Annotated in this window: 16 protein-coding genes; 8 read left to right on the forward strand and 8 right to left on the reverse strand. The window is 62.1% G+C overall.

Going from position 1 to position 16,847, the window contains the following annotated elements; all coding sequences use genetic code 11:
- Positions 1 to 41 precede the first annotated feature (41 nt).
- A complete protein-coding gene (locus tag CAQUA_RS05630) occupies positions 42 to 1,118 on the reverse strand; it encodes a quinone-dependent dihydroorotate dehydrogenase (protein ID WP_196824135.1) in 1,077 nt (358 codons plus the stop codon).
- Positions 1,119 to 2,078: a hypothetical protein gene (locus CAQUA_RS05635; RefSeq protein ID WP_196824134.1), complete on the reverse strand. Its 960-nt coding sequence runs from the start codon at positions 2,076 to 2,078 to the stop codon at positions 1,119 to 1,121.
- A 178-nt stretch (positions 2,079 to 2,256) separates the two neighbouring features.
- On the opposite strand from CAQUA_RS05635, the gene CAQUA_RS05640 reads away from it, so the two are divergent.
- A complete protein-coding gene (locus CAQUA_RS05640; protein ID WP_231375786.1) occupies positions 2,257 to 3,081 on the forward strand; it encodes an undecaprenyl-diphosphate phosphatase in 825 nt (274 codons plus the stop codon).
- Here the strand turns inward: CAQUA_RS05640 and CAQUA_RS05645 are convergent.
- Positions 3,068 to 4,405 (reverse strand): cutinase family protein, encoded by a 1,338-nt coding sequence (locus CAQUA_RS05645; protein ID WP_196824132.1) that lies wholly within the window; start codon positions 4,403 to 4,405, stop codon positions 3,068 to 3,070. The genes CAQUA_RS05640 and CAQUA_RS05645 overlap by 14 nt on opposite strands.
- 56 nt (positions 4,406 to 4,461) lie before the next feature.
- Between CAQUA_RS05645 and mshC the strand changes: the two genes are divergently transcribed.
- From mshC to CAQUA_RS05680, 7 genes are read left to right on the forward strand one after another with little or no spacing between them, the layout of a single operon-like run.
- Positions 4,462 to 5,670, forward strand: a complete 1,209-nt coding sequence (mshC, locus tag CAQUA_RS05650) for a cysteine--1-D-myo-inosityl 2-amino-2-deoxy-alpha-D-glucopyranoside ligase (RefSeq protein ID WP_196824131.1) — start codon at positions 4,462 to 4,464, stop codon at positions 5,668 to 5,670.
- Between the two features lie 21 nt (positions 5,671 to 5,691).
- The gene (locus CAQUA_RS05655; RefSeq protein ID WP_196824130.1) at positions 5,692 to 6,072 is read left to right on the forward strand and encodes a hypothetical protein; all 381 of its coding nucleotides are present in this window, start codon (positions 5,692 to 5,694) and stop codon (positions 6,070 to 6,072) included.
- A gap of 33 nt (positions 6,073 to 6,105) precedes the next feature.
- Positions 6,106 to 6,753 carry an HAD family hydrolase gene (locus tag CAQUA_RS05660; RefSeq protein ID WP_196825570.1) on the forward strand — a complete coding sequence of 216 codons (648 nt, stop codon included), beginning with the start codon at positions 6,106 to 6,108 and terminating at the stop codon, positions 6,751 to 6,753.
- A gap of 34 nt (positions 6,754 to 6,787) precedes the next feature.
- Positions 6,788 to 7,051 carry a phosphoribosyl-ATP diphosphatase gene (locus CAQUA_RS05665; protein ID WP_196824129.1) on the forward strand — a complete coding sequence of 88 codons (264 nt, stop codon included), beginning with the start codon at positions 6,788 to 6,790 and terminating at the stop codon, positions 7,049 to 7,051.
- A 12-nt stretch (positions 7,052 to 7,063) separates the two neighbouring features.
- Positions 7,064 to 7,909 carry an ATP phosphoribosyltransferase gene (hisG, locus tag CAQUA_RS05670; RefSeq protein WP_196824128.1) on the forward strand — a complete coding sequence of 282 codons (846 nt, stop codon included), beginning with the start codon at positions 7,064 to 7,066 and terminating at the stop codon, positions 7,907 to 7,909.
- Between the two features lie 18 nt (positions 7,910 to 7,927).
- Entirely contained in the window at positions 7,928 to 9,346 is a 1,419-nt protein-coding gene (gene aspA / locus CAQUA_RS05675) for an aspartate ammonia-lyase (RefSeq protein WP_196824127.1), read from the forward strand.
- Between the two features lie 46 nt (positions 9,347 to 9,392).
- The gene (locus CAQUA_RS05680) at positions 9,393 to 10,535 is read left to right on the forward strand and encodes an alpha/beta hydrolase (RefSeq protein WP_196824126.1); all 1,143 of its coding nucleotides are present in this window, start codon (positions 9,393 to 9,395) and stop codon (positions 10,533 to 10,535) included.
- On the opposite strand, the gene CAQUA_RS05685 is transcribed toward CAQUA_RS05680, so the two are convergent.
- From CAQUA_RS05685 to CAQUA_RS05705, 5 genes are all read right to left on the reverse strand, one after another.
- A complete protein-coding gene (locus tag CAQUA_RS05685) occupies positions 10,471 to 11,277 on the reverse strand; it encodes an ABC transporter ATP-binding protein (RefSeq protein ID WP_196824125.1) in 807 nt (268 codons plus the stop codon). The two genes, CAQUA_RS05680 and CAQUA_RS05685, sit on opposite strands and share 65 nt — an antisense overlap.
- Positions 11,274 to 12,269 carry a FecCD family ABC transporter permease gene (locus CAQUA_RS05690; protein WP_196824124.1) on the reverse strand — a complete coding sequence of 332 codons (996 nt, stop codon included), beginning with the start codon at positions 12,267 to 12,269 and terminating at the stop codon, positions 11,274 to 11,276. Before CAQUA_RS05690 ends, CAQUA_RS05685 begins: the two co-directional genes overlap by 4 nt.
- 32 nt (positions 12,270 to 12,301) lie before the next feature.
- Positions 12,302 to 13,300 carry a FecCD family ABC transporter permease gene (locus CAQUA_RS05695; RefSeq protein WP_290178886.1) on the reverse strand — a complete coding sequence of 333 codons (999 nt, stop codon included), beginning with the start codon at positions 13,298 to 13,300 and terminating at the stop codon, positions 12,302 to 12,304.
- Positions 13,301 to 14,446, reverse strand: a complete 1,146-nt coding sequence (locus tag CAQUA_RS05700) for a hypothetical protein (RefSeq protein ID WP_196824123.1) — start codon at positions 14,444 to 14,446, stop codon at positions 13,301 to 13,303.
- Between the two features lie 77 nt (positions 14,447 to 14,523).
- A complete protein-coding gene (locus CAQUA_RS05705) occupies positions 14,524 to 16,818 on the reverse strand; it encodes a hypothetical protein (protein WP_196824122.1) in 2,295 nt (764 codons plus the stop codon).
- Between the last annotated feature and the right edge of the window lie 29 nt (positions 16,819 to 16,847).

Here is a 16,847-nt window from a genome sequence, read left to right on the forward strand (position 1 = left end):
GCGATTGGCCGCGCGATCGTGTGGGGCTGGTACGAGAACAGCTAGTCCTTCCAGGGGTACCCGCTGCCCACCGCCTCAGTGATCGAGCTCAGGCCGTGGGCTTTGATCTGGGCGGCGATCCCTTTGTGGATGTCGCGGATCCAACCCAGGCCGCCGTAGATGAACGGCGTGTAGCCCTGGAGCAGGCTAGCGCCAGCGGTAATACGCTCCCACGCCTGCTGAGGCGTAGAAATGCCGCCCACGCTCACGAGAACCAATTGGTCACCGACATGCGCCCGCAGGAGCTTCAGCACCTCCAACGAGCGATCGGCCAGGGGCGCCCCGGAAAGACCACCCGCGCCCAGGGCTTCAACCTCAGCGGCGGGGGTTTTCAGCCCTTCGCGTGCGATCGTCGTGTTCGTGGCCACGATCCCGGCGAGGCCGAGCTCTATTGCCAGGTCTGCGACCCGGAGAATGTCTTCGTCGCTCAAGTCCGGCGCGATTTTCACCAGGACCGGAGTGTCGGTGGCTGCGACCACCGCACCAAGAATCGGACGAAGTTCAGACACCGCCTGCAGGTCCCGCAAACCTGGGGTGTTGGGCGAGGAGACGTTGACCACCACGTAATCAGCCAGCGGGCCAAGTAACGACGCTCCGTTGCGGTAATCCGCAACGGCGTCGGTAGCGGTCTTGTTCTTCCCGATGTTGATGCCCACGACGTCGGTGGACCTGCGGCGCTCCAAGTTGCGCGCCGCGGCGAGCGCACCCTCGTTGTTGAAACCCATGCGGTTGACGATCGCCTTGTCTGCAGGAAGGCGGAACAAGCGCGGAGCTGGGTTACCCGGCTGAGGACGTGGCGTTACCGTGCCAGCCTCCACGTACCCGAAGCCGACCGCGCCCCACGCGTCAAGCTCAGAGGCGTTCTTATCAAACCCCGCGGCAAGGCCAAGGGGCGCGGGGAATCGGACACCAAAGAGTTCTTGGGACAGCACTGGGTCATGCACGCGCACAACCTTCTCCATTGCGCGGTGAGCCGGGGGCACAGCGTTTAAAGCTTGCAGCGCACCGCTGATGATCCCGTGGATGCGCTCCGGCGGGAGCAGGAACATGAGCTTCAATGCGGAATCGTAGAGGCCCATTTATTTCTCCTTGCTGCTGGTGTGCACCTGGTCAGGGGCGATGATCTGCAGGCCATCGCCGCTAAAAGACGCCACCACGATTGTGCCATCATCTAAAATCACCATGTTTCGGGCGTTCGCCACGGTTGCAATGGATGACGTAGCCCTCGGCACGCCGTGAGACAGGTCGTAGCCAGCCGCCGTGTTCGTGGCAGTCGACGCAGCCCACGCCAAAGACTTCGAGTTGTCCCAGGCAACGGCAAACGGGCTATCCTGCGTCGGCACCGTTTGGTGGAGGCGGATCACTTCGTCCGTGGTGTACACAAAGAGCTGATTGCCGGTGGTGTCGGAGGCGAGAACCAGCCCTTCGCGCCCGGCTGCTACCTGCCCAACGCCAAGACCGACCCGCAGCGTGCCGCCCTGACGGGCGTCGGCAGGCTGGAGATCCTGAATCGTCGTATCAAAGCGGTTCACACGAACAACAGCGTCGCCGCCCTCTTTACCGGCGTACTTCCATCCTTGCGGCAACTCGCCAGCGACGACGAAATCACTCGGTCGGGCCACGGGGAAGGACTTCTCCGGTTTCGCCTCCCCGCTGGCGTCAGCAGGGTAGATCCACACCTTCTCGGTCTGCGAGCTGCCCGCGATTACCCGGCCGTCGCTAAGCATCGCGGCGACGGTGACCGGCTCTTTCGGCGTGAAGGAGGTCTCTGACTTCTCATCAAAGACCCGCACCGTGCCGTTGCACACGCCGACGAACTTGCCCGCGTTGGCAGTGAGATCACCGCACGCGGAGCCATACTCATAGCTCGCGCCCGAGCCGTTGCGGATGTCCTCCAAGGAACCGATCTTCACGGAACCTTCGCTGACGACGCCCAGAACATCACGGGTCAGCTCCATGTCGGTGACGGCCGCAAACTCCACTACCTCGCCATCAGGAGCAGAGGCGGGAGGGGAGTCCGCTGGCTCCGCGTTACCCATCCCCAGAGTCTCAGATTGGGAAGGCTGATCACCGGGTTGATCGGGGCTTTGTTGGCAACCGGTAAGAACAAACCCTGCTACCAGTACGGGAACGAATAGCTTTGAGACACGCACGGGTTCAACATTATCAACCGTCAACCGGACTACAGTGTGGCGAGTGACTGAAGTCGTATCTCAAATGTCCTGGGCCCAGGTGATCGTTCTATCGATTGTTCAGGGGCTCACCGAGTTTTTGCCCGTGTCCTCCTCTGGCCACCTGCGCATCGTCTCCGAGTTGTTCTGGGGCGAAGATGCGGGCGCGAGTTTCACGGCGGTGATCCAGCTGGGAACTGAGCTCGCCGTGCTTGTTTTCTTCGCGCGCGACATCTGGCGGATCATGCTGGCCTGGTTCGCGGGTCTGGCAAACCCTGACAAGCGCGGCGATGACTACCGAATGGGGTGGATGGTCATCGTGGGAACCATCCCGGTTGGTGTGGCTGGCGTGTTGCTCAAAGACCTGATTCGGGACAACTTCCGCAACCTGTGGGTCACCGCGACTGTTCTCATTGTGTTCTCCTTCGTCTTCATCGCCGCGGAGCGGTGGGGGAAGAAAGAACGCACCCAAAAGGACTTGAACATGACCGACGCCATCGTCATGGGCCTGTGGCAATGCTTGGCGTTGATCCCCGGCGTCTCGCGCTCTGGTGGAACGATTTCAGGCGGGTTGTTCCGCAACCTCGACCGCGAAGTGGCCACGCGCTTCAGCTTCCTGCTTGCCATCCCCGCGGTGCTGGCCTCAGGATTGTTCTCCTTGCCCGATGCTTTCGCACCGCAGGCCGGCCAGGCGGCTACAGGCCTGCAACTGTTCGTGGGCGCCGGGATTGGCTTTGTCCTTGGTTACATTTCCATCGCCTGGCTGCTCAAGTTCGTGGCCAATCACTCATTTGCCTGGTTCGCGGCCTACCGCATCCCGCTCGGCATCGTAGTGTTGGTGCTGTTGGGCACAGGCGTTATGTCTGCCTAATGCGCGCATCCATGTCGTCCCGGATCCAGGTGTCCACCACCGTGCCGCCGACGCGGTACGCGTTGTGGTCGTACACGCTCTTCAGCGGCCTTAACGACGACTCCTCTGCGCTGTTTTGAGGGTTCTCCAGCCGGAAGTCGGTGAAGTAATGCAGGTGGTTCAGGGCCTTCACAAACTGCGATAGCGCTGCGCTGGTAATGCGTGAAGACGTGGAACTGCCGCTGTCGGTGGAGAGCTTGTCTACGTCCTCGGCTAAGGCAGGAAGCTCTTGCGCTCCCACCAGGGACTGATTTTGGTTGAAGCGGTGGGCTAGGTCTCCAATGGTGCGAAGCTCTGCTGCCAAGGCACGCAGCGCCGCCTGCTGGCCAGGATTGAGCCCGGAGATCTGAGAGGCGGATTCAACGACACCGGGGATCGGAGCAAAGATCCCTAATAGGGCGAAAAACACCACCGGCACAGCGATGAGCAACAGCACGCCCACCACCTTTGGATCTTTCAGTCCCGCGGCAACCGCAGCCTGGTGGTCGGGGGCATCGCGCCACTCATTCATCACCTGGGCCACCTGGTTGGGCAATCGGCCGGGAGCAGTCGAGCACGCGGGGTCCTTGGGTCCGCAGAACGTCAACACTCGGTCGTCGAAAGGCGAAAACGCCCCGTCGAAACGCGGCCCTGTCGCGCCCACGTAATGGGCAGGTGGCGCGCCCTGGTCGAGCGTCACCAGAATTTCCCCGGTTGCCAAGCGCTGGCCCTCGGCCCCGCCACGCAGCGCGACCGTTTGCCCGGTCAGCGCAGACCGGCCGGGATCGGCGATGAGGTACGCGGCGAGGATCTTCTCGGGCGTCACACCGGGGACCTCCCCCTGGCCCACGGCGGCGACGATATCCCCGGCTACGGTCGCGCCTTGGGAATAACCGTCCAGGATGAACTTTGTCGAGGGGCAGCGCGCAGCCAGTTCCGACATGTGCGCGGTGCCGTTTTTCACACCCTCCTTGACCGATGCGCCATAAGGCAGTCCGCGCTCCGGTCCGTCGCCCTTCCGCGAGTGCAGGGAGGACCCCATGATGGTCACGGTGGACGGGTAGGGGACCTGCCATGCGGTGACCTTCCCGGGGTAACGCTCCACCATTTCGTACGCGAAGTTGCGCCCGGCGTTCACGCCGCGGATTTCTTCCGGGTCATCATTGGACACGGAGTGGAAGGATCCCACCACAGACACGATGTCCACCGCCGGACACGTTGCCGCCGGCTCATCGGCGTGGGCAGGGGCGGCGACGGGCAGCAGCGCAAGAGCCGAAAGGAAGAGTGCAGGCCTACCTAGTTTCACACGGATTAGATTAGCTGCGCCCCGCTCACCGCGGGCCTGGTTGTAAGGTGAATCCCATGCATTCTTGGCCCGCTCTATCCGTTCCCGCCGTGGCCGGCACGCCAGTGCCACTGACCCTGTTTGATACAGCGGATCAGTCACTCAAGCCCGTCACTACCAGCGGCGACGAAGTAGGTATGTACGTGTGCGGCATCACTCCCTACGACTCAACGCACCTGGGCCACGCCGCGACGTACCTCACGTTTGACCTGATCTACCGCCAACTTTTGGCAAACGGCCACCGGGTCCACTACGTGCAGAACATCACGGATGTGGATGATCCCTTGTTTGAGCGCGCCGAGCGCGACGGGGTGGATTGGCGCGATCTGGGCACCAGCCAGATTGATCTCTTCCGCAGCGACATGGAAGCGCTGTCCGTGCTGCCACCGCGTGACTACATCGGGGCGATGGATTCGATTGAAGAAGTCACCGAGATGGTTGAGGTGCTGCTTCACAAAGGGGCGGCCTACCAGGTGGATCACGGCGACATTTATGCGCCGATTACCGCCACTCAGCAGTTCGGGTACGAGTCCAACTATGACCGCGCGACAATGGAGGAGTTCTTCGCCGAGCGCGGTGGCGATCCCCAGCGCGAGGGCAAGAGGGATCCGCTTGACGCGTTGCTGTGGCGTGGACACCGCGAGGGGGAGCCCGCCTGGGAGTCCCCGTTTGGCTTGGGTCGTCCCGGTTGGCACATCGAATGTTCGGCGATCGCGACGCGGCGCTTGGGCCCCCAGTTTGCTATCCAAGGCGGCGGAAGCGACCTCATTTTCCCGCACCACGAGTTCTCTGCCGCCCACGCGGAAGCTGCGTTTGACGTGCCGCGGATGGCTGGGCACTACGTCCACACCGGGATGATCGGGCTTGACGGCACGAAAATGTCGAAGTCCTTAGGCAACCTCGTTTTCGTCCACAAGCTCTTGGACGCGGGCTATGCGCCGAGCGCCATTCGCCTGGCGGTTTTCGACGGCCACTACCGCACCGACCGCGACTTCTCTTACGCGCTCATTGACCACGCCGTTACTCGCCTTGACCGCTGGCGTGAGAACCTTGCGCGGGAAATTTCGCGCGATGAGGCCGAAGGGATCGTCGATACGCTGCGTGCGTCGCTCGCCGATGACTTGGACACGAAGAGGGCACTCGCGCTTATCGACGATGCCCCAGGCGACCACTCCGGCATGATCGCGACGGCACTCGATGGGCTTCTCGGCGTGCGAATTGACTAAACCTAGGCCACAATGGCGTCCATGACCATCCGCGATGAGTTTCAAGCAGATGTCGATGAATTCATCGACGACCTGACCACTTTTGCAACTGGCTCGTACCTGCAAGAAAGCGATAAGGACCTATGGGAGGAACCGTTTGACCCCGCGGTTCTGCCCGATCTGAAAAAGCTCATCGAGATGTTCCTCGATGCCCTTGACTTCATCGAGGACGACCCGGATTCGGAACGACTGAACTCCGTTGTGGAACCGTTTTTTAACAACCTCAACGAATTCAACGCCCAGCACGCGGACGCAGTGTTAGAGCCGGAGGAGAAGGCTGACCTCCAGGATCTGGCTTACCGCGCAGCGGCATCGACCGGTGCGGATGATGAGGCGCTGAATAACCTTCCGGAGCTGGACTAAGTGGTTGTACGCCCTCACGCCGTCTTTTGGGACATGGACGGCACGATGCTGGACACCGAGCCGATCTGGGGCATTGCTACCTATGAGCTATCCGAGATGCTCGGCCGCAGGCTCACGCCTGAGCTGCGCGAGTCCACGGTGGGCGGGAGTTTCACGAACACGCTGAATACCTGCGCGGAGTGGGCTGGCGTCGAGCTTCAAGACGGCGACTATGAGCGCTACAAGGCGTGGATGTACGAGCGCATGTTTGAGCTGCTCTCCGGCCCGTTGGAACCCAACCCGGGTGTGCGAGACCTCCTTGAATCTCTCAAGGCCGAAGACATGCCGATGTACGTCACCACGAACACCGAGCGCATCCTGGCCGACAAGTGCATAGACGCCGTTGGCCGCGAATTCTTCGTCGGTTCCGTTACTGGTGATGAAGTCTCAAACCCCAAGCCGGACCCGGAAATGTACCTCACCGCCGCCGCCATGGCCGGGGAAGATCCCGCCGACTGCCTCGTTTTTGAAGACTCCTGGGCGGGCATGAGCGCTGCTGCTGCCGCAGGCTGCCGTGTGCTCGGCTTGGCGGAGAACGTCCCCGACGGAGTCGTGCGCTTCGACCCCAATCGATTCGTGGGAGCCACGGCCAGCGACGTTGCGTCCTGGTTTGCCGTCAATGACGCCGGCGGCACCGCGTGAGTCGAGCTAGAACGAATGCATTAGAGTAATCCGCGTGAAAAACTTCGATGAGCTGTTTGCCGAGTTGACAGAGAAAGCCCAGTCGCGCCCGGAAGGGTCCGGCACGGTTGCCGCCCTGGACAAAGGCCCGCACGCCATCGGGAAGAAGATCATCGAGGAAGCCGGCGAAGTCTGGATCGCCGCTGAGTACCAGTCGGACGAGGAGCTCGCTGAGGAGATCAGCCAGTTGTTCTACTGGACGCAGGTCATGATGGTGGCCCGCGGCATCAGCCCCGATGATGTGTACAAGTACCTCTAGGGAGAGCCCACAATGATCAAAATTGCCGTCCCCAATAAAGGCTCCCTGTCGGAAGCAGCCATCCGGGTGTTGAAGGAAGCTGGCTACAAAGGCCGCGGCATCACCAAAGCCCTCAACATCGTCGATGAAGCAAACGGCGTGGAGTTCTTCTTCCTTCGCCCGAAGGACATTGCCATCTACGTCGCCGGCGGCCACCTGGACTTGGGCATCACCGGCCGCGACCTCGCCCGGGATTCCCGCGCAGATGTCGAAGAGGTCCTTGAGCTTGGCTTCGGCGGTTCCACCTTCCGCTTCGCAGCTCCAACGGAAGAAACCTGGACCGTCGACGATCTTGACGGCAAGCGCCTAGCCACGTCGTACCCGCACCTGGTGATTGATTACTTGGCTGAGCGCGGCATTACGGCAGACGTCATCCGCCTCGACGGTGCGGTTGAAATCGCCATCAAGCTCGGTGTCGCCGACGCGATCGCGGATGTGGTCTCCACCGGCGCAACCCTGCGCCAGCAAGGACTCGCCCCCTTTGGGGACCCGATCGTGACAAGCGAAGCTGTCGTCGTTAAGCGTGCTGGGCGTGAGCTCACGGACGCCGATGAGGTCGTGCTCTCGCGCATCCGCGGTATTTTGAACGCGCACAACTACCTCATGCTCGACTACAACATTTCTCGCGACAACCTCGACGCGGCGATCGCCATCACCCCGGGTCTGTCCAGCCCCACGCTTTCTCCGCTTTCCGACGACGGGTGGGTAGCCGTCCGCGCGATGGTTCCGCGCACTACCGCGAACCAAGTCATGGATGACCTCTCCGCTGTCGGCGCCGAAGCGATTTTGGCCTCTGAACTGCGTATCGCTCGCATTTAGGCTCTAAAATATTCACGTATGTCTTACCGTATCGAAGAAGACCTGCTAGGCACCGTTGAAGTTCCAGACCACCTGTACTACGGCGTGCACACCGTGCGCGCGATGGATAACTTTAGAATTTCCAACACAACGATTGGAGATTTCCCGGATTTCGTCCGCGGCATGGTGCAAGTCAAGAAAGCCACGGCGATGGCCAACCGTCGCCTGCACACGCTGCCGAAAGACAAGGCTGATGCGATCATCGTCGCGTGCGACCAGATTCTTTTCGACGGCAGGTGCATGGACCAGTTCCCAACCGACGCCTTCCAGGGTGGCGCGGGAACGTCCGTGAACATGAACACGAATGAGGTCGTTGCCAACCTTGCGCTGGAGCACCTCGGCTTGGAAAAGGGCCGCTATGACGTGATCAACCCCAATGATGACGTGAACATGTCCCAATCCACGAACGACGCGTACCCGACTGGTTTCCACCTGGGCCTGTACTACGCATTCCAGCGCCTGCTGGACGAATTAGACGAGCTGCAGAAGTCGTTCCGCGCGAAGGGCGACGAGTTCAACGACATCTTGAAGATGGGGCGCACCCAGCTGCAAGACGCCGTGCCGATGACGCTTGGTGCGGAATTCACCGCGTTTGCCTCGAACCTTGCTGAAGAGCAGCGCATCCTCTCCGAAGCTGCCGAGAACCTACTCGAAGTCAACCTTGGCGCGACGGCAATCGGCACCGGCGTGAATACGCCGTCTGGTTACCGTGAGCAGGTCACCGCCGCCCTGCGTGAAGTAACGGGACTGAACATCACGACGTCGCCGGACCTGATCGAAGCAACGTCGGACACCGGTAGCTACGTGATGGCCCACTCGGCGATCAAGCGCGGTGCCATGAAGCTGTCCAAGATCTGCAACGACCTGCGCCTGCTGTCCTCCGGTCCGCGCGCTGGACTCAATGAGATCAACTTGCCTGAGCGCCAGGCAGGATCGTCGATCATGCCGGCCAAGGTCAACCCGGTCATCCCGGAGGTTGTCAACCAGGTCTGTTTCAAGGTTTTGGGCAACGACACCACCGTCTCCATGGCTGCGGAGGCTGGGCAGCTTCAGCTCAACGTCATGGAGCCGGTGATCGCTCAAAGCCTGTTTGAATCGATTAACCTCATGTGCAACGCCTCGGTCACCCTGCGCGAAAAGTGCGTCGACGGTATCACCGCAAACGCTGAAGTCTGCGAAGGCTACGTTGCGAACTCCATCGGCATCGTGACCTACCTCAACCCGTTCATCGGCCACCACAACGGCGACATGATCGGCAAAGAGGCGGCAGCCACCGGCCGCGGTGTCCGCGAGCTCGTCCTTGAGCACGGGCTTCTCGACGAAGACATGCTCAACCAGGTCTTGAGCAAGGAAAACCTCATGCACCCGGAGTTCCGCGGGAAGCTCTACGTTGACTAACCCGCCGGCTGCCGCGCTGCGCACAGCTACGCACCTGAAGGATAGTTTGGCTAACGCCTCTGCGGAGGATCTGCGCGCGTTCGTCGCGCAGATTTCCCCAGGGTCGTACCCGTTCTGGGATAACGCGACCAATGACGTGACCTTTCTCCACTTTGTGCCCGGCGCCGAACCGGACGTTGGTGTGCACCTGTGGATCAACCGGGTCACAGACAAGGACCGCTTCGCAATCGGTGTCATGGAGAACATCGGCGGCGGGCTCTTCGCGTTGACGCTTAACCTTCCGCCGACACTGCGCGCCAGCTACGGCTTTACCGAGTTCGCTGGCCCAGTCCCACACAGCACTCCGCCGCCGACGCAGAAAGCGACGGGAATCGTCACGGGCTACTTCGCCCTCGGTGGCCCGCGCTCGGGCATGAGCATCATCGCGGGACCGCTTGCGCCCACGGTCCCTGAACTCGCGGGGAGCTCGAACATTACCGAGCAGCCCGCACCCGCACCGTTCGCGCACAAACCGGTCTGGCTCCACCTGCCGGAACACCCCAGCGCATTAGTCGTGCTTTTCGACGGGGAGCGCTGGTTCCGCGACGTCGATCTGCCCGCGGCACTCGCGGGTGGTCCGGAGGTAGCCATCATCGGTATCGGCAATGCGGATAGGGCGGACCGCCTATCCACCCTGGGCTGCGACGAGGATTTTATTCACTACATCTGTGGTGACTTCCTCGAATGGGTCTATACCCGCGCCCCAATGCTCCGTGGCCTTCCCCGCGTCATTGTGGGCCAGAGTCTCGGGGGCATCAGCGCGCTGTTCGCCCACCTGGTACACCCCAGTGCGTTTGATGCGGTGATCGCGCAGTCGCCTTCGCTCTGGTTCGAACCGGGCAAGAACCTCACCCCGGCAAGCTTGGGTACCACCACCCGCGACTGGATTGCGCGGTACAGCGACACCGTGAAACCCGTTACGGACGTACCCGTGTACCTCAGCGTCGGCGCGCAGGAACGCACCAGCGTCGCGCACGTCGCCCAGCTAGATCTGCAGTGGCGAGCACGCGGCTGGGACACTCGGCTTCGCATCACCGATGGCGGCCACGACTACGCGTGGTGGTATGGGGACCTCCTGGCCCGTCTCATTGAACTGTTCGGGCAGTTTCCTTCGGCACCACGATCGGCCGCCCGGTCTCCGGATCGGTGATGATCGTGCATGCCAGGCCGTAGACGTGCTCAATCAGCTGCGGAGTCACCACATCGGCCACAGGTCCCTCGGCGACGATCTCGCCTTTCTTCATCACCAGAAGATGCGTGGCGTAGCGGAACGCGAGGGTTAAATCATGCAGCACTGCCACGACGGTGTGGCCGCTGCGCTGCATGTTGCGTGCCAGATCAAGCACCTCCACCTGGTGCGTGATGTCCAGGTATGTTGTGGGTTCGTCGAGAAGCACGATCGGCGTTTGCTGCGCTAACACGAGCGCGATCCACACGCGCTGGCGCTGGCCCCCGGACAGCTCGCTGACGAACCTTTCGGAGAGAGCGGCGACGCCGGCACGTGCCATCGCCTCCTCCACGGCTACCTCATCCCCATCGGACCACTGCCGGAGCAGCCCCTGGTATGGGTAGCGCCCGCGCGACACCAGATCCTTCACCGTGATGCCGTCGGGTGTCAAGGGGGACTGGGGGAGAAAGCTGAGCTGTCGGGCGACAGCCTTCGGCTTGATGCTGGTAATGGGTTGCTCATTGAGGAGGACCTCGCCGGCCAGCGGTGGGATGACTCGCGCGAGTGTTTTCAGCAGGGTTGATTTGCCACACGCGTTGGGGCCGACGATCACGGTGAATTCCCCGTTAGGGATGGCCACTTCGGCATGCTCAATAATGACGCGACTACCGTAACCGGCCCGAAGCCCGCGACCTTGCAGGCTGGCGGTGGCTTTCTGTCTCATTTCTGCTTCCTTCCCATGTAGATGAGCAGCCCGATGAGGTAAAACCCGCCCATCACCCCGGTGACCACGCCCACGGGCAGCTGGGCGGGAGCAATGATGCGCTGGGCAACGACGTCAGACACGAGGACGAGGAGTGCACCGACCAGTACCGAGGATCCGAAGCTGGTTACTGATTCACGCGCGAGAAACTTGGCGATCTGCGGTGCCGCAAGCGCCACGAAAGAGATTGGGCCCGCCGCCGCCACGGCAACGGCGGTGAGGATGACGCCGAGGGCGAGGAGTTGCGCGCGGCGGTGTGACACTGGAACCCCCAGCGATGTGGCGAGCTCGTCGCACGTCATCATGACAGCCATGGGCCGCGACAGGGCCACGCCGACCGGGATACTCACGGCAAGAACGGCACCAAGTGCTGCCACACTGTTCCAGCCGACAGCGTTAAATGACCCCGCGAGCCACAACTGTGACTGTTGCGCTCTATCCAGCGACGTGCGCACCACCAGCAAGCTGTTTACACCCCGAAGGAAGAAGGAGACCCCCACTCCGATGAGCACGAAGCGAATACCGGTGACACCGCGGGAGCGAGAGAGCGAGTAAACGAGTGCACCGGTGACAAACCCGCCGACCACCGCACCGAGGGAGACTCCAACCGGTGTCGCCTGGAAAATGATGATGGCGCTGACTGCTCCTGTCGCTGCCCCGGTGGTAAAGCCGGTGAGGTCGGGGCTTCCCAGCGGGTTCTTGGTGATGGACTGGAAAATCGCGCCGGACAGACCTAAAGCGGCGCCCACGAGCAGAGCCGCAAGAACACGGGGGGCACGCAAATCCTGGACGAAGTAGCGCGCCAGCGGATCCGCGTGCTCCCCGGTGATGGCGCGCACAACATCGCCCACACTCAGCGGGTAATCGCCGAGTGTCAACGCGAACAGACCGAACACCAGGCATGATCCGGCGGCAATAAGGTTGACCCAGAAAACACGGCGGGGGACCCTCACGTGGAAGCTGCCCGGTGTAAAGGAGTAGTGCCTCATAGCGCCTCGATCCTGCGCTGCCGCGCGATGGCGATAAAGATGGGGGCTCCGATCATCGCGGTGATCACTCCCGTCGGGATCTCCTGTGGGTACACCACAACGCGCGCAAGGAGGTCGGCCCCGAGGAACACGGTGGGGGCGACGAGCGCTGAGACGGGAATGACCCAGCGCTGGTCCGGCCCGCAGAAAAAGCGCGCGATGTACGGGACCCCCAAACCGATGAACATGATGGGACCGACCGCCGCCGTCGCCGCTCCCGCCAGTAAGGTGAGCGCAACCATGACTATCGTGCGCAACCTTGCGATGTTCACACCCAGGCCGCGGGCCGCTTCCTCGCCGAGTGCCATGGCGTTGAGTCCGGGTGCAGTGATGACAGCGAGTATGAGGCCCAGGGCGATGAACCCGATGACCGCGTACATCACGGGATACCCCCGATTCTCCACCGAGCCAGCGGCCCAGAAGCGGAACTCGTTGTAGACCTCTTTGTTGGAGAGGTTGACAAAGTCCACGAGCGAAGACACTGCCATGGAGATGGCCACGCCCGCCAGTGCGAGCTTTGCCGTGGAAGCATCCGCACGTACGCCACCGCCGAGCACATACACCGCCACAGTGGCAATCGCCGCGCCGAGGAAAGCGAACCAGACGTACAGCCGGATGTCCGCCACACCGATGATGGCCACCGAGAGCACAACGCTTAACGACGCCCCAGCGTTGACACCGAGGAGGCCCGGCTCTGCCAGGGGGTTGCGAGTAAGGGCCTGCATGAGCGCTCCGGCCACACCTAGAGCGGAACCGACCAAGATCACCAGAATCGTGCGGGGGACGCGTTGGCCGTTAATGATGGTGGACTCGAAAGATCCGTCCGGAGCACGGAGAACCTCAATGACGCGAGCCGGAGCGATCATGTTCGATCCAACGAGGAAAGAGGCGACGATGAAAAGTATTAGGGCGCACAAGCACGCCACGATGCCGGCGCCGCGTTTTGCGGAAAGCACCTACCGAGCCACCTCATAATCCTCGTCCATGTCCATGGGGGGCCAGCGGGTAGATCCGCCCGCCGAAACCAGTGGGGGACCGGATACCCAGGGCTCATCTTCAAACTCCACAACCTGGTGCTTCGGTCTGCGGTTCACCCATAAGTACGCTCCGATCGCAGAGAATCCAACGAGCAGGATGCTGCCGCTGACCACGCCGCCAAGAAGCGGAAAAACAGGCTTATTTTGCGTGGTGTAATACTGACCCGTGTGCTCGTCGTACATCACGGTGTCGCCGTTGGGGCTTTGCGCAACGATTTGGTCGTCGCCGCCCGGGCCACCAGCATTGCCTGGCGCATCGGGAGCGCCGTTGCCACCACTCGTGCCGTTCCCATTCTGGGCACCGCGTCCTCCCGGGGCGTTTCCGCTGGCTGGGCCGCCGCTTGAGCCTCCCGCGCCGGCTGCTCCGGCGCCCCGGTTTCCCCCAGCTGCGCCCTGCGCGCCGGCAGGGCCAGCTGCCTGACCAGCACCGCCGCCACCGCGACGCACGACGACCATGCCCTGGCTATCAGCAGCGGCGGGTTTTGAACCACGGTTCGTGCCTCCGTTACCAGTCTGCTGGTTCTGCCCAGCTGCCTGGCCAGCTTGCGCCCCCTGGCCCTGTAGGCCCCCATTCCCGGGCCTGCCCGCGTTATTCTGCCCACCACCGGACTGCGCGGCGTTGCCGCCACCACCACCGGACTGCGCGGCGTTGCCGCCACCACCACCGGATCCACCACCAGACGCTCCAGGAACTGTGAAATCGGGGCTGCGGTGGGAGTATCCCAGTTGGCCACGATCACCGGGGAGATTCTCCGTGGCGAGGAACCGCAGCCAGTGGTTGCCCGGGGGCGTCGCGCAATCCAGCTGGAAGGAGCCAGTGGCCACACCACTCGTGTTGATCCTTGCCTCGGAGATCACGCCCGTTCCCTGGACGGTCTGGTCGTACTTCGACTGCATACCGTCATCGACTTTGACGTACGCGATCTCGCCGGGTGGAAAGCCGCGTACCTCCCAGTTCACCGTTTCGCATGCTTTTACTTGGGAGGGCCACACTTTCGAGCTGGTGCCGGGTGTGTTGGGGGAGGCGCCACCCGGTGGGAGAGCACTCACCATAGGACTAGTCATCACTACTAGTCCGGTGACCGCAACTATGGAGCTAATTGTCCGCGCTGCATTCCCCGATGTGGCTTTTCTTCGCATCTTCATGAGAACCTCCTAGATCGTGCCGTAAACGCGCTTGCCCAAATGCCGCCTGTGGCGATGACAGCCAAGGCTCCGACAATGAGTGACCAGTCGTTCTGCGTCAGGGTTCTCGACTGGGACATGAGCTCGTAGGGGACGGCTGCCACGTTGCCCTCTTCCTCGACGGCGAACTCCACGCCCGCCCATCCGAGGAGGGCCTCATCCTCACTTACGAGCGCGAACTTGTGCACACCCGGACCGAGGGCGCTCGTGTCCACCGTAAGAACACCTCCGGGACCGACGCGCACCCAGCCAAGCGGTTGGGGTTCTCCACCTTCTGGGTAGTGATAGACGAAGACCCAGCTGCCCTCCTTGGCGCCAGGCACCGTGATCGAGAAAAGATCGCCGTCGAGACTGCCGGATACACCTTTGACGTTGGTGTTGCGCAGATTGCTTGCCTTGCTCACCGGTGTGCGCGGAGTCTTGTCCGGCATTGGCTTATCGTCGGCAACATTGTTGCCTCCGTCGCCCCCGCTGCTCTCGTTCGCCGCAGGTTGAGATCCACTTTCGCCCGGTTGCACCACACGCACGCCACCGGGTCCAGCTGAGTTCGCACCGGGGTTCACACCCGGTTGCGCTGCAGCTCCACCAGCCGGCTCCTCGATGATGGTGGTCGTGCGGCCTGCGGGGACAGAAATACCGGCGTCATCAATGGAACCCGGTTCCACGTCCGGGGTAGGAGCCACAGTCTGAACGGCCCCGCCACCCATAATGTTGTCGAGGTTCTCCAGCTCTCGGGTGAATCCATCAATCGCGGAAGCTATGTCTTCGACACTCGCAGGTTGCGCGGTGGTCGTCGCCGAGGCCGCCGGCGTAACCGTTCCGCCCCCTCCCTGATTACCGGAGTTTTGCCCATCGGTACCGCCCGCAGGCGTATTGGCGCCACCACCTCCGGGGGATCCCACAAACTCGTGGTATGCCCAGCCAACGAGTACACCCTTCTGCTCATCCTGGTTACCACCCTGGACGACGACTTTCAGCCGGCCCAGAGGCATGTTGCCGGGGACTGGGAGGTCATAGACGCCGTTCGCGTCAGACTGCACCCAGTAGTTCCACGGACGTTGGGCAGAGCCATTCGGGAGGTGCACCCTCAGATAGGCCCACGAGCCGACGGGGCGTCCGGGCACGACGACGCGCATCCGCCCGTTCTCGACCTTGACGGACACACCATTCTTCTTGTCCTCGGTGACCTCGCTCATCGGCGAGCCGTCGTCAAGCAAGGGCTCCGGAATACCGCTCGGCTTGTACGCTCCGACGACGAACTGCCCCACGCCTTGCTTTGCCTGCGGGCGCGTGGGCACCGAGAACTGAGGGTCGCCGTCTTTCAGGGTTCCGGTGAGGAACCGCAATGAATGTTGGCCTTGCTCGAACGCCGGTGACGACCCGAGCGGACCAGAGGTCGTCCCGTTTGGCAGCGGCATGTTGTACACGAAATTTCCCGTTGTCGGTTCGGGGTAGATGATGTCCCAGATGGTGAGGTTGGAATGAAGCTTGTTGGACTCCAACCGAGAGATAGCGCCCTCATCGATCTTCACGGCCACCTCACGTGCACCCGCGATCTCGTTGCACCACCCTTGACCGGTGATGGTGAGAGTCCCGTCAGGGTTGGCCTCCTTGGCCACCTCAACGGTGGGTACTTTGAGGTCGGTCACGCACTTTGGTTCCTCTTCCTCTCTACCCTCGTAGGGCTTGCCACCCACAACGAGGGGCTGCGTGCTGGCGCGACGGTTCTTATCCGTTTCCAAAAGCCCGCTGTTTGCACGCACCACCAAGCGCTGACCGGGCTGCAACTCAGCAGGAAGGCTGGTCTTCATGTCGAATGATCCGTCGTGATCCGCATCAAACAATTCCCACAGCGTCGGATCTGGTTGACGGTTTGTGGGGTGCCGAAGCACCTTGTCCCCGGTGCGCGCGTAGCTATCTTTCCTTCCATCCGCCCGCGTGTACTCAAGCTTCAAGGCGATGGTTGCGCCCCAGTGGCGCGTATTCCCGTTGTCGTCGACATCGGTGTACAGGGATTGCCATCCCGTACCACGGATGCGCATTGTGCTTCCCGGCTCCACGTCGCGTTGCACTTCAAGGACAGCTTCACCGTCGGTCCAGGTATTGAAGACCTTGCCGTCGATTACAGTGGTTCCGAACTGGGCGGCCTGCGCAGTCTGCGCATGCAGCGTCACTCCGGTAACGGTTGGTGAGACCGCCGCAAGCATAAACGCAATAGCCGCTGCGCCTAGGCGGCGGTTTCGTCGAGTCATAAGTAAGCCTCCGAGAGACGATGATTGAC

It is taken from the genome of Corynebacterium aquatimens, from assembly GCF_030408395.1.
Classification (GTDB): Bacteria; Actinomycetota; Actinomycetes; order Mycobacteriales; family Mycobacteriaceae; genus Corynebacterium; species Corynebacterium aquatimens.

Coding starts and splice junctions, on each gene's coding strand:
- aspA (WP_196824127.1), top strand. CDS start 7,928: ATGTCTTACCGTATCGAAGAAGACCTGCTAGGCACCGTTGAAGTTCCA.
- CAQUA_RS05685 (WP_196824125.1), bottom strand. CDS start 11,277: ATGAGACAGAAAGCCACCGCCAGCCTGCAAGGTCGCGGGCTTCGGGCC.
- mshC (WP_196824131.1), top strand. CDS start 4,462: ATGCATTCTTGGCCCGCTCTATCCGTTCCCGCCGTGGCCGGCACGCCA.
- CAQUA_RS05700 (WP_196824123.1), bottom strand. CDS start 14,446: ATGACTAGTCCTATGGTGAGTGCTCTCCCACCGGGTGGCGCCTCCCCC.
- CAQUA_RS05655 (WP_196824130.1), top strand. CDS start 5,692: ATGACCATCCGCGATGAGTTTCAAGCAGATGTCGATGAATTCATCGAC.
- CAQUA_RS05705 (WP_196824122.1), bottom strand. CDS start 16,818: ATGACTCGACGAAACCGCCGCCTAGGCGCAGCGGCTATTGCGTTTATG.
- CAQUA_RS05660 (WP_196825570.1), top strand. CDS start 6,106: ATGGACGGCACGATGCTGGACACCGAGCCGATCTGGGGCATTGCTACC.
- CAQUA_RS05635 (WP_196824134.1), bottom strand. CDS start 2,078: ATGGGTAACGCGGAGCCAGCGGACTCCCCTCCCGCCTCTGCTCCTGAT.
- CAQUA_RS05640 (WP_231375786.1), top strand. CDS start 2,257: ATGTCCTGGGCCCAGGTGATCGTTCTATCGATTGTTCAGGGGCTCACC.
- hisG (WP_196824128.1), top strand. CDS start 7,064: ATGATCAAAATTGCCGTCCCCAATAAAGGCTCCCTGTCGGAAGCAGCC.
- CAQUA_RS05630 (WP_196824135.1), bottom strand. CDS start 1,118: ATGGGCCTCTACGATTCCGCATTGAAGCTCATGTTCCTGCTCCCGCCG.